Origin of the sequence: Stieleria neptunia (assembly GCF_007754155.1) — a bacterium.
Taxonomy (GTDB): domain Bacteria; phylum Planctomycetota; class Planctomycetia; order Pirellulales; family Pirellulaceae; genus Stieleria; species Stieleria neptunia.
Genome location: NZ_CP037423.1, coordinates 2,677,643 through 2,704,121, shown reverse-complemented (window position 1 = coordinate 2,704,121; position 26,479 = coordinate 2,677,643). Strand labels below are relative to the sequence as shown.

The window sequence follows — 26,479 nt, the reverse complement described above, 5'->3', positions numbered from 1 at the left end:
CAGGTCGCCTTGTTGATTCCGAGCTCGTCATCATGAAACTCCCCAATTGGATTCGAAAACTCATCGGTGGACGCCCACCGGTGCGTCAACGACGGATCGATCGGCGGAGAGAAGAATTGTTCGCGGAGTTGAACGTCACGCGATTGGAGACCCGACGCGTGCTCAATGGCGATGGTTTGGCCAGCGAACTGGTCGTCGACGCCGGCAGAGACGCCAACGACGGCCACGCCGATGCGTTTCATTTGCAAGTCGACCAGGACCAGGTCCACGTCAGCGTCAACGGAGAACGCGTCAACAGCGTTTCGGTGGATCAAGTCGATTCGATCACAATCCACGGTTCGGGCGATGATGATTCCCTGGTCATCGATCTCGGCGATGGATCGCTGGCCGAACAGCAGATTCGATTTGATGGCGGACAAGGCCAGGATTCGGTTCGGATCATCACCGCCGGGCACATCGAGTCGCTGATCCATGCCATTGATTCTCCCGGTGTGGTGGACTCGGAAATCCGATCCGCCGCCGGCGGCTCAACCTTTCAGTTCGAGGGCATCGAGGACCTGAGCCAAGACCTGAGCGTGGACAGGTTGACCGTCCAGCTGGGCAGCGATGCCGATCGGGTCACGCTGGATCAATCGGACGTCGCGGGAGTCAGCCAGTTGCAGGTCTGGCAATCGATTGATCCGAACATCGATTCGGATTCGCAGTTCACGATGTCGTTCGACGATCCGAACGAATCCTTGCGAATCGTTTCCGACATCGACGGTGAAACCGACGCGGACCACGTCGACGTCAAAGGGCTCTCTGATTCCTTTGCGGCGAGTTTCGTTTTTCAAGGTGACGACAACGATTCGATCGTGTTTTCGGGCGAAACCGATTGGGGCGGCGGTGACCTGAGCGTGACCGCCGGCGACGTGCAACTCTCCTCGGCGGTTCGCACCGATCAGGCCGAGGTCAATATCGTCGCGACTGAGGAATTGACGCTCAGCTCCACCGGCAGCATCGTCAATCACGGCGGCAGCGTGGCGTTATCCGGACCGTCGATCGAGCTGGACGGCTCGATCAACGCCTCGGCCGGTTTCGTCTCCCTCGATGCCGGCGAACACGGCGTCGCGATCGTCCGCGGACTGATCGACGTTTCGTCCGATGAAACGGCAGGGCAAGGCGGTGTCGTACACGTGTTGGGATTCAACGTCGGCTTGTTCGATGCGGCACACATCGATGCATCGGGATCGGCCGGCGGCGGAACGGTTCTGATCGGAGGCGATTACTTGGGCCGGGGGCAAGTGAGAAACGCTTACGTCACCTATGTCTCCCAAGACTCGATCGTTCGCGCCGACGCGATCGACAACGGACATGGCGGCAAGGTGATCGTCTGGGCGGACCACACGACACGGATGCATGGCACCCTCTCCGCACGCGGCGGCGGTCAGGGCGGGGACGGGGGCCTGATCGAAACCTCGGGAAAGGTGTCGCTCGATGTGGCCGCCAGCGCGGTCAATGCGAGTTCCGCCAGGGGCGTCGCGGGAACGTGGTTGTTGGACCCCTTGAACGTCACGATCATCGACGGATCCACCATTGCAATCCCCACAGGCACGTTCAGCCCCAGTGCCGGCAACACAACGATCGGCGACACAAATATCAACACGGTGCTGAACCTCGGCACCAACGTCTCGATCACCACGGACTCTGGCGACGCGGGTGACAACACCGAAAACGGAGATGTGCTGCTCAACGCCGACGCGGAGATCGTGCTGAACACCGGCGTCACTGTCACGTTCGCGATCACGGCCGCAGGCACCATCGATTTACAGGGGAAGATCACCTCGTCGACGGGGACATTGAATGTCGACTTAACCGCGAATGACAACAGCGGCGATCAAACCGATCCCAATACCGCGGCCGGTGATGTGCTGGTCAAGAATACGGTAACAACCAACGGAGGAACCTTCACCGCCTCAGGCGTCAACTTCGATAACACCGGTGGAACGATTACCACCAGTGACGGTCTGGTGACCCTCAACCACACCGGCAACATCACGATTGACGCAGCGATCGATGCCGGAGTCGGCGATGTGGGAATGACCACGACCGGCGGCAACATCAATGGCGGGGGCACGGTGACGGCCGCGACACTGACCCTCGACGCCAGCGGCGGAATCGGTGGCGGAACCACCTTCCATACAGATGTCGATACCCTCGACCTGACGACCGGTGGTGCCGGCAGCGCCGGCGACATCACGCTTGTCGAAGCCGATGGGGCCAGCCTTTCCGTTGCAACCGCCGCCACGGCGCAGGCAGTCCAGGTCACCGCGACGATAGGGAACCTGACCATCGGAGCTGCGATGGGCGATAGCAACGACAACATCACGTTGACCGCGTCGGCGGGAGACGTTGACGGAGGCGCGACGGTCACTGCCAATGCCCTGGTCCTCAGCGCCGGAGGCGGCATCGGTATCGGTACCGCCTTCTCTGCCGATGCGGTGACCTACAGTTTGACAACGTCCGGAGCTGACGCCGCGGGTGATATCCACTTCAGTGATACGGACACGCTCAATACAAATCAAATCACAACGCTCGCGACATCGGGGACGGCCCAAACAGTCAGCCTGACCGCGGTCACGGGGCATCTGACCGTCGGCAATGCGATCGGAAACACGACCGACCACCTGACATTGGCGGCCACCGCCGGGAATGTCATCGGTGGAGCGACCGCGACCGCTGCGACACTGACCGTCAACGCCGGACTGGGAATCGGAATCGGCACCACGCTCCACACCGACAGCGCGACCCTCGATCTGACCAGCGGGGGCGCTGCTGGTGCCGGAAACATCACGGTCATCGAAGCCGACGCCGTGAATCTGGCCGTCTCCACCGCCGCCATGGAGCAAACGGTCAGTGTCACAGTTTCCAGCGGCGATTTGACGGTCGGAGGAGCGATCGGCGATGCCGACGACAACATCTCCCTGATCGCTTCATCAGGCGACATCGTCGGCGGCGCTGCAATCGTGACCGCCAATACACTGACCCTGAACGCCAGCGGCGGGATCGGGATCGGAACGGCGGTGGAAGCCGACGCGACCAGCTACAACTTGGCGACGACCGGTGTGGGCAGCGACGGCGACATCGCCCTAGTCGATGCTGGACCCTTCAACACCAGCCAAATCACCACGCTTTCCACCGCCGTGTCGGTGCAAACGGTCAGCCTGACCGCGACCACCGGCAATCTGACCCTCGGCACCGACATCGGCAACGCGATCGATAATTTGACGCTCGTCGCCACCGCCGGCGACATCGTCGGTGATGTGGCCACCACCGCGACCGCCGCCACGTTGACGATGAATGCCGACGGCGGCATCGGTGTCGGAACCGCCGTGACCGCCGACGCGACCAGTTACAGCTTGACGACCAACGGAACCGACGCCGCGGGGGATATCACGCTGATTGACATTGGCCCACTGAATACCAATCAAGTCACCGCCCTGGCGACCAACGGTTCGTCGGAACAAACGGTCAGCCTGACCGCCACCACGGGGAACCTGACCGTCGGTGGCGCGATCGGCAACTCGGCCGACAACTTGACGTTGATTTCAGCCGCCGGGAACGTCGACGGCGGGGCGACCGCGACCGCAGCGACGTTGACGATCGATGCCAACGCGGGCATCGGCATCAATGCGACCTTCAATTCCGACGCCGACACGCTCAACCTGACCAGCGGCGGGAATGCCTCGGCGGGCAACATCACCATCATCCAAGCCGACGCCGCCGATCTGTCGGTCACGACCGACGCGTCGAAGCAGACCGTTGACGTGACGATCACCACCGGAAACCTGACCATCGACACAGCGGTCGGTGATGCCAACGACGACATCAACCTGACCGCCTCCGGCGGTGATGTGGTCGGCGGAGCGATGGTGACGGCCGACACGTTGACCGTCGATGCCAGCGGCGGCATCGGAATCGGAACCGCGCTGGTTACCGATGCCAACACGCTGGACCTGACCACCCACGGAATCGATGCCGACGGCGACATCACCGTGGTGCAGGCCGATGCCGCCAACGTGATGATCTCTACCGTTGTCTCGGCACAGACAATCAGCATCACACTTTCCACCGGTGACTTCACCGTCGGCGGTGCGATCGGCGACGGGGCCGACAATTTGACCTTCATCGCATCAGGCGGCGACATCGTCGGCGGCGGAACCGTCACCGCCGACGAATTGACGCTCAACGCCAGCGGGGGAATCGGTATCGGAACCGCGGTCACCGCCAACGCCAACGTGTACAGTCTGACCACCAGCGGGGCCGGCGCCGCGGGCAACATCACGCTGATCGATACCGGCGCGCTCCACACCAGTCAAATCACCACGCTCACCGCTGCCGGTTCGACGCAAACGATCGACCTGACCGCGACCACCGGTGACTTGATCGTCGGCGGAGCGATCGGGCACGCCAACGATCACTTGAACCTGACCGCGCTAGCCGGTGACATCGTCGGCGGCGGGGCAACGGCGACGGCCAATACACTGACCCTGGACGCCAGCGGCGGGATCGGCATCGGCACGGCGGTACAGGCCAACGCGACCAGTTACAGTCTGACGACCGCCGGTGCCGGCAACACCGGCGACATCGCACTGGTCGATACCGGCGCCTTCAACACCAATCAAATCACCCTGCTGTCCACCACCGCATCGGCACAAACGGTCAGCCTGACCGCGGCGACCGGCGATCTGACGATCGGTGCCGACATCGGCAATTTAGTCGATCATCTAACGCTCGTCGCCACCGCCGGCGACATCATCGGCGATGTGGCCACGACCGCGACCGCTGCCACGTTGACGATGAACGCCGGCGGCGGGATCGGCATCGGCGTCGGCAACGCTGTGAACGTCGACGCGACCAGCTACAGCCTGACGACCGCCGGAACAAATTTCGCGGGCGACATCACGTTGATTGACGTCGGCCCACTGAACACCAATCAAATCACCACCCTGGCGACCAACGGTTCGTCGGAACAAACGGTCAGCCTGACCGCAACCACGGGGAACCTGACCGTCGGTGGCGCGATCGGCAACGCGGCCGACGACCTGACGTTGATTTCAGCCGCCGGGAACGTCGACGGCGGGGCGACCGCGACCGCAGCAACGTTGACGATCGATGCCGACTTGGGCATCGGCATCAATGCGACCTTCAATTCCGACGCCGACACGCTCAACCTGACCAGCGGCGGGAATGCATCGGCGGGCGATATCACCATCATCGAAGCCGACACCGCCGATCTGTCGGTCACGACCGACGCGTCGAAGCAGGTCATTGACGTGACGATCACTACCGGAAACCTGACCATCGACGCAGCGGTCGGTGATGCCAACGACGACATCAACCTGACCACTTCCGCCGGCGACGTGGTCGGCGGAGCGACGGTGACCGCCGACACGTTGACCATCGATGCCAGCGGCGGCATCGGAATCGGAACCGCGCTCGATACCGATGTCAACACGCTGAACCTGACCACCCACGGAACCGATGCCGCCGGCGACATCACCGTAGTGCAGGCCAATGCCGCTAACCTGATGATCGCCACCGACACGTCGGGACAGACCATCAGCATCACACTGTCCACCGGTGATTTCACTGTCGGCGGTGCGATCGGCGACGGCAACGACAATTTGACCTTCATCGCCTCCAGCGGCGACATCGTCGGCGGCGGAACCGTCACCGCCAATGCTCTGACGCTCAACGCCAGCGGAGGAATCGGCATCGGAACCGCGGTCACCGCCAACGCCAACACCTACGACCTGACCACCAACGGCGCCGGCGCCTTGGGCAACATCACGCTGGTCGACACCGGCGCACTCAACACCAGTCAAATCACCACGCTCACCGCTGCCGGTTCGACGCAAACGATCGACCTGACCGCGACCACCGGTGACTTGACCGTCGGCGGAGCGATCGGGCACGCCAACGATCACTTGAACCTGACCGCAGTGGCCGGCGACATCGTCGGCGGTGGGGCGACGGCGACGGCCAATATTCTGACCCTGGACGCCAACGGCGGGATCGGCATCGGCACGGCGGTACAGGCCAACGCGACCAGTTACAGTCTGACGACCGCCGGTGCCGGCAACACCGGCGACATCGCACTGGTCGATACCGGCGCCTTCAACACCAATCAAATCACCCTGCTGTCCACCGCCGTATCAGCGCAAACAGTCAGCCTGACCGCCGCGACCGGCAATCTGACGATCGGTGCCGACATCGGCAACGCCATCGACGACCTGACGCTCGTCGCCAGCGCCGGCGACATCATCGGCGATGTCGCCACGACCGCGACCGCTGCCACGTTGACGATGAACGCCGGCGGCGGGATCGGCATCGGTGTCGGCAACGCTGTGACCGTCGACGCGACCAGCTACAGTTTGACGACCGCCGGAACCAACGCCGCGGGGAATATCACGCTGGTCGATGTCGGAGCCCTGGACACCAGCCAAATCACCACCCTGGCGACCGACGGTCCGACGGCACAGACGGTCAGTCTGACCGCGACCATCGATGATCTGACAGTCGACGCCGCGATCGGCGACGCGACCGACCACCTGACACTGATTGCAACCGCCGGTGACGTCGAAGGGGGCGCGACCGCGACAGCGGCAACCCTGACGATCAACGCGGCCGGCGGGATCGGCATCGTCACAACCTTCAATTCTGACGCCGACACGCTGGCCTTGACCAGCGCCGGTGTTGGCGTTGCCGGGGACATCACGATCATCGAAGCCGACACCGCCAACCTTTCAGTCGCCACCGATGCGTCGAAGCAGACCATTGACGTGACGATCACCACCGGAGACCTGACCATCGACGCAGCGGTCGGTGATGCCAACGACGACATCAACCTGACCACTTCCGGCGGCGACGTGGTCGGCGGAGCGTTGGTGACCGCCGACACGTTGACGATCGATGCCAGCGGCGGCATCGGAATCGGAACCGCGCTCGATACCGATGTCAACACGCTGGACCTGACCACCCACGGAACCGATGCCGCCGGCGACATTACCGTGGTGCAGGCCGATGCCGCCAACCTGATGATCGCCACCGACACGTCGGGACAGACGATCAGCATCACGCTGACCACCGGTGACTTCACCGTCGGCGGTGCGATCGGCGACGGCAACGACAGTTTGACCTTCATCGCATCAGGCGGCGACATCGTCGGCGGCGGAACCGTCACCGCCGACGAATTGACGCTCAACGCCAGCGGGGGAATCGGCATCGGAACCGCGGTCACCGCCAACGCCAACACCTACGATCTGACCACCAACGGCACCGGCGCCCTGGGCGACATCAGGCTGGTCGACACCGGTGCGCTCAACACCAGTCAAATCACCACGCTCACCGCTGCCGGTTCGACGCAAACGATCGACCTGACCGCGACCACCGGTGACTTGACCGTCGGCGGAGCGATCGGGCACGCCAACGATCACTTGAACCTGACCGCAGTGGCCGGCGACATCGTCGGCGGCGGGGCAACGGCGACGGCCAATATTCTGACCCTGGACGCCAACGGCGGGATCGGCATCGGCACGGCGGTACAGGCCAACGCGACCAGTTACAGTCTGACGACCGCCGGTGCCGGCAACACCGGCGACATCGCACTGGTCGATACCGGCGCCTTCAACACCAATCAAATCACCCTGCTTTCCACCGCCGTATCGGCGCAAACAGTCAGCCTGACCGCCGCGACCGGCAATCTGACGATCGGCTCCGACATCGGCAACGCCATCGACGACCTGACGCTCGTCGCCACCACCGGCAACATCATCGGCGATGTGGCCACGACCGCGACCGCTGCCACGTTGACGATGAACGCCGGTGGCGGGATCGGTGTCGGTGTCGGCAACGCTGTGACCGTCGACGCGACCAGCTACAGCCTGACGACCGCCGGCACCGACGCCGCGGGCGACATCACGTTGATTGACGTCGGCCCACTAAACACCAATCAAATCACCACCCTGGCGACCGACGGTTCGTCGGTACAAACGGTCAGCCTGACCGCCGCGATGGGGAACCTGACCGTCGGTGACGCGATCGGCAACGCGGCCGACAACCTGACGTTGATTTCATCCGCCGGGAACGTCGTCGGAGGAGCCACGGTGACCGCGGAGACGTTGACCGTCAATGCGAACGGAGGGATTGGGATCGGCCCCGTGTTGGAAACCGACGCGAACACGCTAAACCTAACAACATTCGGTGTGGACGCTGCGGGCAACATCACGGTCACCCAGGCCGACGCGGCGAACCTTTCGGTCACAACGGCCGCCTCGGCGCAGACGATTGCCGTCACGCTTTCGACCGGTGATTTCACCCTGGGCGGAACGATCGGCGACGCAAACGACAGCTTGATCTTCCAGGCCACCACCGGCGACATCATCGGGGGCGGCACGGTGACGGCCAATGACCTGACGTTGAGCGCCGGCGGGGGAATCGGAATCGGAACTGCCGTGACGGCGAACGCGGCGACCTATAGCTTGACGACATTGGGAGCCGACGCCGCGGGCGACATCACATTGGTCGACACCGGCGCCGTCAACACCGACCAAATCACGACGCTGTCGACGGCCGGCACGGCGCAGACGATCAGCCTGACCGCGACGACAGGTGACCTGACCGTTGGCGCTGCGATCGGCAACACGATCGACCATCTGACGTTGATCGCATTGGACGGCGACGTCGTCGGGGGTGCGACCGCGACCGCCGCGACACTGACGGTGAACGCCGACGACGGGATCGGGATCGGGGTCGCGCTGGACACGAACGCCGCGGCACTGAACCTGACCAGTGGGGGCACCGCGGGCAACGGAAACATCACGGTGATCAACGCCACCGCGTTGAGCACCTCTGGGGTCACGTTGGCGACGCACTCCAGCCCCCAAACCATCGATCTGACCGCGTCGACAGGGGATTTCACGATCGACGGCGATCTCGGAGATTCAAACGACCATTTGACGTTGCGGGCCGACGCCGGAGACATCGTTGGCGGCGCGGTGGTGACGGCCGACCAGCTTTCCTTGATCGCCGGCGGCGGGATTGGAATCGGCATCGCCGTGTCGGCCGACGCGACGAGTTACGACTTGACCACGACCGGCAACGGAGCGTCCGGTAACATTCGTCTGATCGACACGAATTCGCTCAGCACCAGTCAGGTCACTCTGACGACGGACGTGTTGTCGGCCCAGACGGTCGAGTTGACGGCTTCGACGGGTAACCTGCTGATCAATCAGGCGATCGGAAATTCAATCGACAGTCTGACGCTCAACGCATCGGTCGGCGATGTGGTCGGTGGCGCCCTGGCGACGGCCGACCAACTGCGGCTCAGTGCGGGCGGCGGCATCGGAATCGGCACCGCAGTGACGGCCGATGCCAACACCTATCATCTGACCAGTTTTGGAGATGCGGCGGACGGCAACATCACGCTGTTTGACAACAATGCGTTGAACACCAACCAAGTGACCTTGGTGACCGACACTTCGGCACAGGTCGTTCGTCTCGATGCCCTGGCCGGTGACCTGACCGTCGGCGGGGCGATCGGCAATGCGACGGACAGCCTGACGCTCCGCACCTCGGCCGGAAGCGTCAACGGCGGCGCGACCGTGACGGCGGCCACGTTGACGGTCAACTCGAGCGAAGGCATCGGAACGGGAGTGGTCTTGAACACCAATGTCGACACGCTGGACCTGACGTCTGGTGGCAGCGGGGCGGCGGGGGACATTCGGGTGCAGGAACTTGACGCGACAACGTATGTGGTTAATACCGACGCGTCGGGTCAGTTGATCCAACTGACCCAAACCACCGGCGACATCACCATCGGTGGTGCGATCGGCGACGGCGCTGACAGCCTGACGTTCATTGCAACGGCCGGAAATATCGAAGGCGGCGGAACGGTGACGGCGAACGCCCTGATGTTACAAGCCGGGGGCGGTATCGGTATCGGCACCGAAATCACCGCCAACGCGGCAAGCTACGCGTTGACCACACTCGGCGTGGGCGCTGCGGGCAATATCACGCTGGTTGACACCAACTCGCTGACCACCAGCCAGATCACCACTCTGTCAACCGGCACGACGCCCCAGACGATCAGTCTCACCGCCTCCTTAGGCGACCTGACCGTCGATGCCGCAATCGGTGACGCCGGCGACAACCTGATCTTGAACGCCCTGGTCGGCAATGTCGAGGGCGGCGCGACGGCGACCGCAGCCAATCTGACGGTCGACGCCGGCGGTGGGATCGGAATCGGCACGCAACTCAGCACGAATGCCGATTCGTTGAATCTGATCACCAACGGACTCAATGGTCTGGGCGATATCAGCGTGGTCGAAGCCGATGCGGTCGATCTGTCGATCACGACGGCGGGATCCGCCCAAACGGCCAGCGTGCAGGTGCTCAACGGAAACCTGACCATCAGCAATCCGATCGGGGATACCAACGACGACTTGACCTTGATCACATCCGGCGGCGACGTGGTCGGTGGCGGAATCGTGACCGCCGACACATTGACGGTCAATTCCAGCGGCGGCATCGGCAACGGCATCCCACTGCAAACGGACGCCAACACGCTCGACCTGACGTCCGCGGGAATCGACGCGGCAGGAAACATCAGCGTGGTGCAAGCCGACGCGGCTAATCTGTCGATCGCGACCGATACCTCGGGGCAGATGATCTCCGTGACGCTGACGACCGGCGACTTCACCGTCGGCGGCGCGATTGGTGACGGAAACGATAGCCTGATGTTCGCCGCGAGCGATGGGAACATCAACGGCGGCGTCGGTACCGTGACCGCCAACGACTTGACGCTCCGGGCCGGCGGCGGGATCGGGATCACCACGGCTGTGACGGCCAATGCGGCGACGTACAACTTGGAAACCCAAGGTGTCGGTGCGAACGGCAACATCGAGTTGATCAGTACGAACAGCTTGAACACCGCCCAGGTCACGCTGACGACCGACGCGTCGACACAAACGGTTGACTTGTCCGTGGCGTCAGGCGATCTGATCGTCGGCGGGGCGATCGGCGATTCGATGGACCATCTCAATTTGAACACCACCGCGGGGGACATTGTCGGGGGCGGTGCGACCGTGTCGGCGGCGACATTGACGATCGTTTCCTCCGACGGCATCGGCGTCGGGACGGCGCTGAACACCGACGCGGACTCGTTGATTCTGACCACTCACGGAGCGGATGGGGCGGGTGATATCACGGTCATCGAGAACGACGCTGTCGACTTGTCGATCAACACGGCGGCTTCGGCGCAGACGGCCAGCGTCACCGTTTCCAATGGTGATCTAACCATCGGCGGACCGATCGGTGATTCCGTTGACGACCTGATCTTGATCACCAGCAACGGCGATGTGGTCGGTGGGGGCAGCATCACGGCCGATACCTTGACCGTCAATTCGAGCGGCGGGATCGGCATCGGATCCATCCTGCTGACCAACGCCAACACCATCCTGTTAACCTCCGCCGGCGTCAACTCGGCGGGCAACATCACCGTCCAGGACGTCGGCTCGGCCGACTTCATGGTCGCAACGGACATCTCGTCACAAACGATCGACCTGACGACTCGGACGGGAGATTTCAACATCGGCGGTGCGGTCGGCGACGCCAATGACAATCTGCGTTTCACCGCCACGATGGGAAATATCAACGGCGGCGGCACGGTGACGTCCAACAGTTTGACCCTGCGGGCCGGCGGCGGCATCGGGGTCGGTACCCCTGTCAGGGCCAACGCGGCGACCTACAGTTTGACGACGTCCGCGGCAGGCGTCGCCGGCAACATCTCACTGGTCGATACCGGCCCCCTGAATACCAGCCAAATCACAGTGTTGTCGACCGATGGTTCCAGCCAAACGGTCACGCTCACGTCCGAGAATTCGAACTTGACGGTCGACAGCACAATCGGAGATTCCAACGATGACTTGACGCTGATCGCGACGAGCGGTGACCTGGTCGGCGGCGGCGTCGCGACCGCCGACACCTTGCGTCTGGTCGCCGCCGGAGGCATCGGGATTGGCACCGCGCTGGTCGCCGATGCGACGACCTATGAACTGTCCACGACAGGATTCGGCGCCGCCGGCAACATCGCGTTGGTCGACCAGGGCGCGTTCAACACCAGCCAACTCGCGAGCCTGTCGACCGATGCCTCGACCCAGACGATCAGTCTGACCGCATCGGCGAGCAATCTGACCGTGGATGCCGCACTCACCCACGCCAACGACAACATTGAATTGATCGCCTCGGGCGGCGGCGTGCAAAACACCGGGGCGTCGGTCACCGCCAATGCATTGTCGGTCGACGCGATGACGGGGATCGGGCTCGACACAACGGTCACGTCGCTTGAAGCCATCAACCGCGGCAGCGGAGACATCCAAGTCATCGAATCCGACGGCATCACCCTCTTGACGGTCCAGCAACAATCCTCCGGCGACGTCTCGATTTCCGCCGGCGGCACCATCGCCGTCTCCAGCGGCGGACGCATCCCAAGTAGCATCACATCGGGCAGTGGTTCGATCACGCTGGAAGCGGTCGGTGCGTCGTCCGACCTAAACGTGAACGGCTGGATCACCTCAGGGAGCGGGCAGATCGCCTTGCGTGCCGACGACGACCTGGCACTGGACAGGGTGGCCCGAGTCACGACCGGTAGCAACGACGCGGTGTCGGTCACCATCTCGGCCAACGACGATGGTGCCGGGGCGGGCGTGTTGACGCTCGCTGATTCCGCCGTCGTGGCAACGAGCAAGGGCCAGATTAGCGGCGTGCTGATCAATGCGTCCAATCCGATCAGCGGAACGCAAGTCGGCGAATTACTGGGCGGCACCCAGCGAAACGCCCAAATCGATGTGACGGTCAACGATCCGTTGGGGATCGGGTTCGCAGCCGAAGTGGACTGGTTGGAAGGCAATCCGGGTGATAGTGATCCGCTCCGCCGCAACCCTCTGGAACAAAACATCAGCACCGGTGGGGTCGGGGTGAACTTCCAACACTCCTACGACGTTGCCCCGAATCAGGGCGACATCAATGTCACCGTGGCACTGACGTCGATCGCGGACGGCTCGATCGTGCTGACACAACACACCACCGACTTGCTCGATCGCCCGGAGTTTACCACCACGGTCACGCTGCGGGTCGAAGGCGCGCTGCTGCCGTTTTCGGCGCCGTTGCCGGAGGCGGACAGCGTCGATTTTGTGCGCACCTTCGAGCAGATCGTCGTCACCACACCCGCGACCCAACGCATCGTTTTTGTCACGCCGCCACTGCAATTCAACAATTCTGTCGGTTCCGCCGTGGTGACCAGCCAGCGCTACTATGTGCTGCGGATCGTTTCGTTTGGTGCCGAGTCGGAGGGCGAAGTCAAGCTTTGGGATTCGCAGCCGGGACGTGAAGAGTACAGCCTGCCGGACCTGGAAGACCCCGATTCGGGCGAGGGATTTGAACTGAGCCAATTGCCCGAACTGTTCAAGCGATTGCCCGACGATCGGTATCGAATCTATTTGATCGAAGGGCAAACGGAACGTCTGGTGTTGGACTTTATCATCCGCGACGGACAACCGATTGAATCTCAAAGCGACGATCAACCCGGTCAGCCAATGGACGCGACCGAGTCCGACGCGGACGCAGACGCGGACGCCGAGCCGCCGGAGAACCCTCCGGCGGCGTCGGTCGACCGCCCGGCCGCCGGGCCCACTGCGGTGCCGGCTGCGGGATCGATCGGGCGTTCCAACCTGAGCAGCGTCGAACGCCTGGGCAGCGTTCCGGTGGTCTCAACGGGCGGCATTGTGTTGGCCGCGGGGATGGGCCGACGGGATACGCGACGGGATACGCGACGGCGGCGCGTGGCGTCATCGCAGCCCGAGCGTGATCGAAATCATTTGTCAGCGAGGAGACCAGCGTCATGGCGCTAATCTGTTCTTATTGCGGTTCCGAATGCAGCCAGCGCGACCAGGCCAATGGGCGTTGTGGAAGCTGCGCGTGCTTCTTCACCGGTCACGAAGAAGTCATCCCCGACGCGCCGGCCGAACAGCCCGTGGCGGCGGTCGATTATGCCGCCTCGTCTCCCTTCGCCGCCCCGCAACCGACCGCCGAGGATGCGGCGACCGATCCGGAGGAGCCGCGCGGGGCCCCCGACGCCCCGGCCCCCAATGCCCCCGCCCCGCCGCCGAGTCAGTTTGATCCGACGGCCGTTGAGCCCGACAGCCCGCTGCAGGAGGTCGCCAGCAGCGAAGGGTTGATTCAACCCCGGCGTCTGTCGCCCCAATTTCGGCGACGCGTCGAACGCACTTGGGAGTCCACCTTCGGCGGCGGAGGAGCCGGCTTCACCGCAGAGAGCACGCTCAGCTCCCATCAACCGTCGACCGAAACGAAGGTCGAGAGCCCGACGTTGAGTATCGCGACGCGAAAAATCACGAAGGGAAAGGGCGGTGCCAAAGGTGCCAGCGAAGGCGATTACGAACTGACCGATGTGATCGGCGAAGGCAGCATGGGCCGTGTCTGGTCGGCCCGCCAAACCTCGCTGGACCGCAACGTGGCGGTCAAGGTTCCGATGGCCGAACTGGCCGGTGCCGGAAGCGTGGGGGAGAGCCAGTTCATTTCCGAAGTCGTCGTCACGGGCCAACTGGAACACCCCAACATCGTTCCGATTTACGAGTTGGGGCGCGATGCGACCGGGATCCCGTTCTACTCGATGAAGCACGTCCAAGGGCGACCGTGGAACGAATTCATTCAGGAGAACACGATTCCGGAGAATCTGGAAATCCTGATGAAGGTCTGTGACGCGATCGCCTTTGCCCACGACCGAAACTTTCTGCACCGAGACATCAAGCCACACAACGTCATGGTGGGCGAGTTCGGTGAAGTCTCGGTGATGGACTGGGGGATTGCGGTTTCGATCACCAAAGATCCCAACCAACCCTGGGCATCGGTCGCGACCGGGCCGGCCGGCACACCGGCCTACATGGCGCCCGAGATGGCGGCCCACAATCCGTCCGAGCTGGGTGTGGTCAGTGACATTTATCTGTTGGGCGCGGTGCTGTATGAGATCGTCACCGGGACTCCGCCCCACCCGCGGACCGGCGATACCGGCGAAGCCCTGCTGGCCGCGGCCGCCAACGAAATCATCCCGACGACGCGCTCGGGCGAATTGGTGGACATCGCCCGCCGCGCGATGGCGACCAATCTGGAAGACCGCTACCAGTCCGTCCAAGAGTTGCAAGATGCGATTCGTGAATACCAATCGCATCGTGAGAGCATCAAGCTGTCCGAAAGTGCCGATGAACACTTCGCCCGAGCGAAGCGGCAACAAAGCAGCGATGAATTTGCCCGTGCCCGGTTTGCCTATGAAGAGGCGCTGAAACTTTGGGACGGCAACACCGCCGCCGCGGTCGGAATGCGTTTGTCGACGCTGGAACACGCCAAAAACGCCCTGGCACAGGAGAACTACGAACTGGGGATTTCCGTTCTGGATTCGAACAACCCCGAGCATCGCGATCTGCTTTCCAAGCTGGAAAACAAACGGGCGGCGCGGCGACGTCTGGCATGGGTTTCAAAGATTGCCGCGGGAACGGCGATCGCGGCGATCCTGGCCGTCGTGGTCGTGACGCTTTACTTCTACAAGGAGTCGTTGGAAAACGCGGACCGACTTAAAAACCAACGCGACGTGGCGAATACTCAGAAAGGCGAAGCGACCGAAGCGAAGCTCAAGGCGGAAGAAGAAAGAGAAAACGCGGAGCTGGCTCGAAACGAAGCTGTCCGGGCCCAGCGGGAAGCTCGGCGGTTGGAGGCCGAAGCCCGGTTGGAAAAACGTCGCGCCGAAGAAGCACCGTACTCCTCGAATATCGGATTAGCGGCCGAGTCCATCCGACGCAAGTTGCGCGACAAGGCCGAACGCATTCTGGACAAACTGGACCCGACCAAGCCCGATGCCGATCCGGTGATGTCCCAAATGCGGCACATCGAGTGGGGCATCTTGAAACACAGTTGGAGTCCCGCTTCGGTGGCAACGCTGACGGGCCAGGATCGTATCGAAGCGGTCGCCAGTTCCGCCGACGGCGAGGTGCTGGCGGCGGGAACCGATAACGGGGACGTCTTGCTGTGGAAGGGTGTCACGGCCTTGGACAGCGATGCGGAGCCGATCACGATCCCGTTCGGAAACAAGCTGAGCGCCGTGGCGGTCTCCGCCGACGGACGCTACTTGGCCGCGGCGGGGATTCGCCGACAAGATCCGGAGGGTGATTCGCGGCAAAGCGATTTCGACGTCTGTGTCTGGGAAATCACGTCCGATGGAGTCGCGGCAACCCCTTCGTTGCTGCAGGGACACAGAGGGGAAGTGTTGAGCGTGGCCTTTTCCGGCGACGCGACGAAGGTCGTCACCAGCGCCGCCGACCGGACCGCCGTGGTTTGGGACCGGAACACCGCTGCACGTCTCTCCGTGATGGCGGACCACTTGGATCCCAAGGTTTGGAGCGCCAGGCTTTCGCCAATCAACGATGACTTGGTCGTGACCGCCTGTGAAGACGGCCGGGTCCGCGTCTGGCTGGCCACGCCGAAGCCCACGGGCGTCAGCGAAGCGAAAAAGCTGTACGATTTTCGCGGCCACGATGGCCCGGTCTACGCAGCCGTGTTCAGCCCCGACGGCCGGTCCGTGCTCTCGGGCGGATACGACCGAAGCCTGCTGCGTTGGAAGCTCAGTTCGGCGCAAGCCGATGTCGTGGCCGCGGGCACCGACCTGTTGAAAAAACGTTTGCAAGGACAGGTCGATCGGAATCAGGGAGACGCCAACCGACGCGACGAGATCGGCGCCACCGGCGATCGTCATACCGCCAGTATTCGCAGCATCGCGGTGGGCCGTCTCGGCGATCAGCAGATCATCGTCACCGGCGGAAACGACAACACCGTGCGGGTGTGGCGGCCGACTGAGGACAGCTGGAAACTGGACAAAGTGCTCAGCGGTCACGGGCGTTGGGTCCGGTCGTGCGTGTTTTCCAACAACGGCCAATACGTGTTGTCGGGGGCCGACGACGGTTTGAAACTCTGGGCGTGGCAAGCGTATTCGATGCCCCGTGATCTGATTCCGGACCCGGAGGTTCGCTTGAGCCGCCAACCGAGTGAACGCGGACTGTCCAGTGCGCTCCAATCCATCTATTCCCGCGACGGACGCTGGATCGCGACGGTCTATGCCAACGGCACGGTCGAAGTCTGGGACCTACAAAACCCCGGCCGCGCGACCGGAGAGATGTTGGTCCAGGGGCACGCCATGTTGGCGGCCACCGGTGTGATCGATCCGCAGGGCGAACGGTTGATGACGTCGGCCGGCGATAACACGACGCGGCTGTGGAACGTCACCCGCGGGACACACACGTTAAAGCTTGATGGGACCGGATATCGTGGCGCCGCGGACGTGGCGTGGCAGCACGACCGGGGCAACGCGTTGGTCGTCACCGGCAGCGATGAACACATGACGCCGGCATGGTTTTGGCGTGTCGACGCGCAAGGCGACGTGGTCAAAACGGCCTTGCTGGGCGACTATGCCCGTTCGCAGTTGGCCCGGCAAGCCGAAGCGGTCACCCAACGCCGCGGCGCGACGTATTCGCCCGTCTCGGTCCGCACGACGTCCGACGGCATCGACGCGATGAATCGTCTGCAACGGCGAATTCCCGATGTGACGACGATCAAGTTCTCACCCGATGGGGGGCGTTTCATGGTCGGGGATTCCTCGGGGCACTGTTTCGTCTACCAGGTCGAGACCGCAACGAACAGCCCTCGCCAACTGGTCCGTTTTCGGGCACACCGTTCTGCCATCCGCAGCGCCGCGTTTTTGCCGTCGGGCCGGTCGTTGATCACCGCCGGTGTGGATGGTGAAGTGATCCGATGGAATGCAACCGACGGAACCCAAGAAACCAAACTGCCCTGGTCGGGCCCGGTGACGGCATTGGACGTTTCCGCCGCCGGCGACCGTTTGCTGGTCGGACACGCCCCGCTGGAAGGCACCGATTTTCCCGTCGCCGAACTGTTCCGTTTGGAGGGCGACGCGATTCGAGCGGAAGCCAGCTTCTTGCTCACCGATGATGCCGGCCGCCGTGATTGGACCGACAACCGGCCGACGATTCGTTCCGCACGCTTTGTCCCGGGAACCGACCGGGCCTTGCTGAGTCTGTTTTTCCCGGCCAAGTCCGGTTCGGATCGCGGCGGCCCGTTGGGCACCAGCCGCCCGTCACGTTATCGGATCGGCTATTGGGATTGGAACCATCCAGACGCTGATTTTGCCGAGATGAATTCATCGCAAATCGGTGAAGTTTCGACCGCGTTCATCGTGGGCAATGACGCGCCGGAAACGCAACTCTTGGTGGTCGGCGGCAAGGGTGCTCGACTGTGGGCCGCCGACCGGCAGCGGCCGCTGAGTTTTACGACGCTCAAGAAGAGTTTCCGCCCCGCATCAAAAATTGTTGCCGCCGATTTCTCGTACGATCCCGCCAGCGGCCGAAGCGATCGTCTGGTGGTCGGCGATAGCGAGGGAAACGTCCGTGTTTGGGAATTGGACGCGGACCGTTGGAGTGAAAACACCAGCGCCGCAGTCCACTTGGCCGGCCAGCATGACGGACCGATCGTGTCCACCTTTTTTGACCCCACCGATCCGAATCGGATGATCACGGCGGAGCGAAACGGGACCTGGAAACTATGGCGGTTCGATGCCCAGCAGTGGCACAGTCCACTTGAATCGCGCGGGGACGATGATCGTCGCGAGCTGAATTTTGCCATGTTTTCACCCGACGGGACCCGCATCTTGGCCGGCACCGACAGCGGTGCGGCGGTTTGGCAACTCGCAGCCGACGGAACCTTGCAGCGTGTGCTGGAGACCTGGCAACCGGGTAAAGTGCAGACGGCCGTGTATGCCGACGACGGCAGCTGGATCGTGACCTGTGACGGAGATCGCGTCGTCGCGTTCTGGGATCGGCGTGGCAATCTGCTGGCACAAATGGATCGGGAAGACGCCAGTGGAACCACCGCGATCGCCCTTTCCTATGACCGCCGACGACTGATCACCGGCCAGGGCAAAGGCATCGGCATCTGGGACACCAGCCGCATCTTAGAGGCAATCGTTGCGAACGACCCGTCGCAAGAGGCCCCCCAGGTCAAACCGGAAACGATCGCGTCGAGCGGCTTGATCAAAGAGTTGTTCACCCTGAACAAAAAGCTGTTCCGACTGGATGCCGAAAGTGAAGTCAACTCGGAAAGTGATATCACCTCCATTTCGATTTCGCCCGACGGCCAGAACCTGTTGTCATCCGGGATGAACGGGCAAACGACGATCTGGGAGGGCGCGCCCCTGTACCCGATCACGTTTGCGTTTTCGAATGATCAGTTCACGGTTCGACGAAACGCATCGTTCAAGCAGATCGGCACGTCTGTTTTGCTGAGCGATCCCAGCCGGCTGGCCCGATTCGGCGGCGCGGAATTGACCGTGTCGATTCTGGGCGAGCGGCTTGCCGGTGAGACGCTGGCGATTCGACCGATGACCGACTTGCTGGGCGCCACGATCGTGACCGACACCCGGCAAGGACGCACCATGCTTTCTCACCGCGCTCATCACCAAGCGGAGCCGAAAGTGATCGGTGAACTCGTTTCGAACGAGGGGCCGGCGGATCGATTGCGTGTCCGATTCAGCGATGCGGTCGACGTCAGGTCGGTGCAAGCGTTGATCGCCGCACTGGCTTATCGAGTCGAATCGTCCAGCGATGACGCAGCGAGCGACAGCCAGAAGGTGCCGAGCGGCAGCGACGAGGTGCCGAACGGCAGCGACGTGGCGACGGATCTGGAGCAGGACGCCGAAGTCGCTGAGATGGCCGTGATCTCGCGGACCGTCGAAGTCACGCTGTCCGGTTTTCAGTACACCGACCATGACGCGGACGGCGCAACGGACGGGCGACCCGAAGCATCACTCGAAAAGCAAACCGTCAGCCAGACGATCAAGATTGAAGTGGAACCGGATGACAACCAAGATTCCGGGGAAGAGCTGCCGCATTCGGAAAGTTTGGCGGCAGGGGGTTGGTGATTCAGATCGTGGGAGCGGATGGCAGAATGATACGGGGCAGAATGATGAACCCGCGGTGATGGGGGCAAGACAATCAGTGGGATAGGCTTCGTTTCCGTGCGTTGCTAAGCGGGCAGCTCGACGTCACCGGCCAGGAACTGTTTTCCGATTTCGGTAATCTTTCCGAAGCGATCGTTGATTGATTTCACCTCGCCGCTGGTGGCGGTCATCGTCATCGCCGCGGCGGCCATTTGGGCGGTCAGATTCGGATCGGGGGGGACCTCGTCGAACTCCGCCGGCGCCATACTGCCTTCGCTCCAACAGGCGGCCGCGGCGACCAAACTGGGTGCATTGGCGAACTCCAGTTTTTCGGCGATCGCCATGGCAGCTCGGCGGTTTTCTTCGCTGGGATCCTTCAACCAGGCCATCGTCACGTCGAGCGCGGTTCGCTCGTCGCCGATCAGGTCTCGTGGAAAGACATCGTCGACGGCCCGATACGCCCAATAAATGGCTTGTCGTTTGGGCAGGTACAGCGAGAGGATTCGGATGGCGTCGGCAAACAGTTGGTTGTCCGTCAGAACCTGGAAAAACTCTTCCGGCGTATGGCTGGGGCGAAACAGCTGCAACGACTCTTCCTCCAGATCGGTCATTTGGCAAAGCTCGACGGCGGAGAGTTTCGGTTCGACGGGCTGGTCTGTCTGGGACTCGTCGGGCTTGCCCTTTGGATCGCCGGGGCGTCCCTTGACGACGGTACGAAGCTGCGTTTGCCCGGCAACGATCTGATCGCCATCCTCGATCGACGCTTCTTCGACGGGTTCGTCGTTGACGAAGGTCCCGGCGGTGCCCGACAGATCGCGGACCAGGCACTGTTCGGACTGGCATTCCAGTTCGAAGTGCACTTCGGCCATCTGCACGTCTTCTGGAAAGCAGACATCGGCACTGTCACTGCTTCCGAATCGTGCCCGTTCGCCGGATTGGAGCGGGATTTGGCGACCCAGTGCCGGTCCTGCGGTGACCTGAAGAATGACTCTCATGACTAGAGATCCGGAAAGAAAGAAGGTGGATCGATGACTGGGAAGCGGATGAACGGGGAGACCAAACTGCAGGACGGATCAGTTAATATTCACCAGGCTACCTTTCACCGTCACCATACTGCCGGAGACGGTGGCCATCGGCGCTTTGAGGGCCGCCGAGGCTTGACCTTGGACGACGATCTGGGTGCCCTTGATCGTGATGCCGGAATTATCAATTTTGATGCTGCTTCCTCCGACTTTCAGCACGATCGACTTGGCCGCCTGGGTCGTATGGGCACCGGCGTTGATTTTCAGGGAGTCATCGCCTTTGCTGATGACGGAGGTGCGGTTTCCCGTTGTGATCGTCAGGGCTTCGTCGCCGTAGACCGTCGTGGAACGTTTGCCTTTCTCAATCGCGATCTTTGCGTCACCCTTGCTGACGGTGTGGGTGAAATCCTTCAAGATCGTGATGGTCTGACTGCCGTCTTTGGCGCTGGCATCACCGATCAGGACTTTTTGGTTGTTGAAAATTTCGATCACCTGATCGCCGGTGTCTTTCTTTTCGAAACCGACTTTCAGGGTATCGTTGTTTTCGACGATTCGTTCGAAGTCCTTTTCGGCGTGAAAGTAAACCTGTTCTTCACCCTTTTTGTCTTCGAAACGCAACTCGTTGAAGTTTTGGTCGGTCCCTTTGGCCGTACTGTGAGTCTTGATGCCGCTTTGGGTTGCGTTGTCGGGCAACTTATAAGGCGGCATTTCGAGGGCGTTGTAAACCCGTCCGGTGATGATCGGGTGGTCGGGATCGCCTTCGAGAAACTCGACAATCACTTCCTGGCCGACTCGCGGAATGTGAATCGCTCCCCAGCGTTTGCCGGCCCAGGACTGGGCAACGCGGACCCAGCAGGAACTGTTCTCGTCCAATTTCCCTTCGCGATCCCAATGGAATTGAACCTTGACGCGTCCGTATTGGTCGGTGTAGATCTCATCGCCCTTTTTCCCCACCACCACCGCCGTCTGCGGCCCGCGAATCCTGGGCAAGGGGGTTTGGCGTTCGGAGCGATAAACCTGACTGCTCTTGATCGCCTCAAACGAACATTCGGGCAACAGTTTGGGTCCGGAGGGTCCCGTCTCGTACTCGCTGGTGCTCAATTCCAAATTGCTCGAAACGATCAAGTACTTTTCGTTCTGATCGCGGCGAAAATGGCCGGCGAGCGTGAATACCGAACCGGCTTCCAAACCGAGTACGTTGGAATTGCCTCTGACGCGCTCGAATCGGGCCTCTTGTTCTTCAATGCGACGTTGAGAATAGGTCGTCCCCTCCGCCATTTTGGTGTATTCCCCCGGATAGTCAAACATCTCAAACTTCGACATGTCATGTTTGAGAATCGTCTTTGACGAAGCCAACAGATTCGCGTTGGGAGTTTCAAAATTAAAGTCGTTGAGGGCATACGCACCGGTTTGGACTTCTTTGCTGGCGGACCAATGGTAGACATGCTCCATTTCTCGCAACCGCCCTTCATCCGGTGGAAAAAAGGGGACGGTCGCGTAGCCGTCTGCAGGCGAATGCGCCGTCATGCCATCGGCCAAAACCATTTGGTGTTTTGATTCGTCGTGCTTGAAGTAATAGTAGATCCCTTCCTGTTCCATCAAACGATTGACGAAATCGAAATCGGATTCGCGGTACTGAACGCAATATTCCCAACGACGGTGGCTTTCCCGTGACGAATCGACAAAGTCGGTGAACCCATGATCGCGAAACACCGTGGTGATGATCTCGGGGACCGTCTTTTCCTGAAAGATCCGGCAGTTGGTGTTGCGGGTTAAAAACCACAGCCAAGGCACCAGGGTGGCGCGGTACACCGAGAGTTCACCGTGGCTTCCCGCCCACGAGAAGCGGTTGATCAGGCCGTGGAAATACCGAGTCGAACCGTTCGGACGCAGCACCGAGACACAAGCCGGTGTGCCCAGCAAATCGTCCAGGACGATGTTGTGATCAAACGACAGCAGATCCAACGAAAATTCGAAAGGGCTTCCCAGTCGCTCGAAGGCAGACATGCGGTGGAACAGCAGTTTGTCCGGTCCGGCCTGTGTGGTGACTGCGATCCCGCGGTTGATCTGGGACGAACTCATAATTCAGCTAATCTCAATGCGCCAGAGCAGGGACAATCTGTAGTGGTCGGATTGTACAGTATCCGATGACTCCAGCACCAGACTGTGACGTGCACCGCGGCGCTTGCACGAGGGCGCTTGCACGAGGGCGTCTGGCGATGGATTCAACAGGCCGAGCAAGAAGCGGATGCACTGCGGAGGCAACGATTGCGGCGGCAAAAATTGCGGCGGGTTCAGTTTTCTTTGACCGCCGTGACCACCAATCCGTGGACGGGCTGCTTCAGTTCCAGACGGAGGGTCACCGGCTCAATCGCATGAACGCGGAGCGAGGCTGCCTGGATACAATCGGTAAGATAATCGTGCCGATGACTGTATCTGCCGTGGGGATGGAGCTGGTAGGGCGGCACGTCGTCGGCATCCGGTTGACTTTCGACGGTGAACAACAGCATCCCTCCCGGTCGCAACGCATTGGCCGCCGCCCCGATCGCCTCGTCAAGCGCCCCAAAATAGATCAACGTGTCGGCCGAGACGATCAGATCGTACCGGTCGGCGTGATCGGACAGGTACGCCACCAGATCGGCTTCCGTCAATTCATCGTACAGGCCGCGGGCCGCCGCCTTGACCATCATCTTGGGGGACAGATCGATTCCGATCAGCCGCTCCGCATAGGCCCGCAAATCCTCGCCGCACAATCCGGTGCCGCAACCGGCATCGAGCACCTGCATGGTTCCCTGCGGCGTCGCGACATTCGAGAGGGCGTCGGCAATCTGGGCCGGAGCACGATAATTCAGCCGTTCCAGCACTTCGTCGAAACTGGACGCAAACACATCAAAGGACTCTCGGATGAAGGCTTCGGAACAACGGTCCGGCACCTCATTTCCCTCACAGGCGGCCAGCATGTGTTTCGCGATCGGATTCTCGGGGGCAACCGCCAGCCACTGACGATAGACGCTGATGGCTTCATCGATTCTGCCGCACGCGTACAGCGCCCGTCCCAAACTTAGACGAGCCGTCGTGCGGTGCGGATCGATTTCAACCGCCGTTCGGAACGCCACCAATGCCTGCTCCAGTCGCCCGCTGGACTTCAACGCGTTGCCGAGATTTTGGTGGGCGTCGGAATGCCGAGGCTGCAACCGGATGGCTTGCTCAAACGACGCGATCGCCTCCTCGGTCCGCTTGAGCACGCGAAGCACGGCGCCAAGATTGTTCAACGCGTCGGCATGCCCGGGATCCGCCTCGATCACCTTTCGGTACTCGGTTTCCGCCTCGGCAAAACGTTCGGACTCTTTCAGCACGTTTCCCAGGTTGTTGCGGGCCCCGTGATACCGGGGATTGCCGCGAAGCGAGCGACGGATCAACCGCACCGCCTCGTCGGAGTTCCCCTGTTGATGCCGCAGCACGCCCAAAAAGTGCAGCGCATCCACGTTTTCGGGCGCCCGTTCCAATGCACGTTGGTAAAGTCCTTCCGCTTCGGTCAAATGCCCGCCTTGGTGAAGCGAGACGGCCAAGGAGACGACGTCCGCGATGGGCGGAAGCTGGGGTCGAGATGCCATGCGGCGGTGTTGGGTGGGGGAAGTGAAGTTCGAGACAGTCAACCGTTTCGCAGCTCAACCGACGGTCGAAACGCGCCAAAACCCCGACGAAACAAGGTAGGGACGGATCCGTGGCGTCCAGACGTGGTCCACGAAGGCACGCTGGACGTCGGTCAGCTCACCGCCCGGCAAGTTCTCTTGGGGCGTCCGTTTCGGGTCGTAGTAGTTTTCCAGCGTTGCGATTTTCGCCTGCTCCGAAACGGCCAGGTTCGCCGCGATCGAATCAAACAGATAGCGGGGCGGAAGCGGAACGGCGGGACGAACCGGCGGAGTCGATCCGGCCGGCGTGTCGTCCTGGCCAGCGTCCCGGCGCTCGTCATCGTCATCGTCATCCTCGACGGCTTTCGGCTGGGGCGGATCGCAGGTCGCCGCTTGGAATGCCTGGCGCAGGTCAGCGATCGTTTGCCCGACCCGCATGTCCTTGGGCGGAATCTGAGACGGGTCACTGATACGAGCCGGAGCCGCCGGGGCGCAGAACACGTCGTAGATCGCCAGCGCGCTGACCGCTTGGGGGCGAAGCTGGTATTCGCCGACACAATAGAGAAACAGCACGTCGGTGTTGAACGAAAACACACAATGGGTGAGCAATTCGATCAACTCCCGTCCACCGCGCTCGATGATGGTTTTGGTGCAAACCGGCACGTCGCTCAAGCCTCCGATGATGTGATGTTGTCGTCGCCGCCGCCCTCGGCGGGATCGATGAACGGATAGCGTGTCACCTGCTGTGCGTCAATGACGGCCACCCGGGTCGACGGGCCGGATGGATCGCCGCAGTCCTCCCGATCGTAGTCGCTGACGGAAATCACAAACACCTCCGGTGACGAATCCTGCAACCGATCGAGGATCTCGTCGAGGCCTTTGCAGAGATAGCCGTTACAGACCTTGGAGCGCATGTCGCGCGGCAACGTGCATCCGTTCTCGGCATGGTAGACACAGGAATCTTCGTAGGCCTTGGGACCGATCCGCGACACGTAAGCCTGCAAGACGTCGCGTGGTCGCTGGTCGGGATGACGCTCCATGTATCCGAGCACGGTGTCAACGTGTATGAAGGCATGGCCGCGGCCTTGGAAACAACAGTGGCCGCGACAGACCGCACAACCGTTGCCCAGGATGGCGAGTTCCGATGGCGCCAAGTCGACGGGTGTTTTGTAGCCGACACCGTCGTCTTCCAGGGTCGCATTGCCGAAGCGGATTGCGGCCGCTTGGCTGATGATGCCCATCAAACGATCGATGAACGGGCGCAGCTGCCGTTTGGAAATCCCGACTAGTCGACGCCGGTTGGAGGGCAGAACACCCAGCACACGATCGGTCTGGGCGGGAATCGATTTCGATTCGACCAGCGCCTGCTCGGCCATCGCGACACGATCGCGCAGCGCTTGTTGGCGACGACTCTCCGCCTGGGCTTGCTGCCGCACCCGACGCGTTTTGCATTCGCTGCGTGAGCAGGTTTTCCCGACCGCCTGTTCGGAAACGGTTAAACCAACTCCACAGACCACACACTGGGGCGCCCCGAACGAACGAAACGGTCCCTGTTGGGACGGGGCCCCGCCCGCTTGTCGCACGTCGGCAGCGTTCGACGGTCTGTCGATCGAATGATCAGAGCGCGACATGGTGCGGATCAAAAAAGAAAGTACGTTGCAGTCGGGACGGTCAACAGCGTCCGTCGGTCATGGTAAGGTTTTGCCGCGCGACTG

At 61.9% G+C, this 26,479-nt stretch carries 7 protein-coding genes; 2 read left to right on the top strand and 5 right to left on the bottom strand.

The annotated features are described in order from the left end of the window. The first annotated feature begins 32 nt into the window (after nucleotides 1–32). Both Enr13x_RS09415 and Enr13x_RS09410 read left to right on the top strand, forming a co-directional pair. Nucleotides 33–13,949: a beta strand repeat-containing protein gene (locus tag Enr13x_RS09415; RefSeq protein WP_145385809.1), complete on the top strand. Its 13,917-nt coding sequence runs from the start codon at nucleotides 33–35 to the stop codon at nucleotides 13,947–13,949. Beyond that, a complete protein-coding gene (locus Enr13x_RS09410) occupies nucleotides 13,940–20,092 on the top strand; it encodes a WD40 repeat domain-containing serine/threonine protein kinase (RefSeq protein WP_145385807.1) in 6,153 nt (2,050 codons plus the stop codon). The genes Enr13x_RS09415 and Enr13x_RS09410 overlap by 10 nt, the downstream gene beginning before the upstream one ends. 104 nt (nucleotides 20,093–20,196) lie before the next feature. Here Enr13x_RS09410 and Enr13x_RS09405 read toward each other — a convergent pair whose 3' ends face one another. The 5 genes from Enr13x_RS09405 to Enr13x_RS09385 all read right to left on the bottom strand — a co-directional run bounded on the left by Enr13x_RS09405 (nucleotide 20,197) and on the right by Enr13x_RS09385 (nucleotide 26,395). Next, complete coding sequence (locus tag Enr13x_RS09405) at nucleotides 20,197–21,105, bottom strand: FHA domain-containing protein (RefSeq protein ID WP_145385805.1); 909 nt, start codon at nucleotides 21,103–21,105, stop codon at nucleotides 20,197–20,199. A 78-nt stretch (nucleotides 21,106–21,183) separates the two neighbouring features. Continuing rightward, nucleotides 21,184–23,214 (bottom strand): type VI secretion system Vgr family protein, encoded by a 2,031-nt coding sequence (locus Enr13x_RS09400; RefSeq protein WP_145385803.1) that lies wholly within the window; start codon nucleotides 23,212–23,214, stop codon nucleotides 21,184–21,186. Nucleotides 23,215–23,426: 212 nt separating this feature from the next. Continuing rightward, nucleotides 23,427–24,746 (bottom strand): tetratricopeptide repeat protein, encoded by a 1,320-nt coding sequence (locus tag Enr13x_RS09395; RefSeq protein WP_145385801.1) that lies wholly within the window; start codon nucleotides 24,744–24,746, stop codon nucleotides 23,427–23,429. Between the two features lie 54 nt (nucleotides 24,747–24,800). Then, nucleotides 24,801–25,427 (bottom strand): hypothetical protein, encoded by a 627-nt coding sequence (locus tag Enr13x_RS09390; protein ID WP_145385799.1) that lies wholly within the window; start codon nucleotides 25,425–25,427, stop codon nucleotides 24,801–24,803. A 5-nt stretch (nucleotides 25,428–25,432) separates the two neighbouring features. After that, entirely contained in the window at nucleotides 25,433–26,395 is a 963-nt protein-coding gene (locus Enr13x_RS09385) for a hypothetical protein (RefSeq protein WP_145385797.1), read from the bottom strand. Between the last annotated feature and the right edge of the window lie 84 nt (nucleotides 26,396–26,479).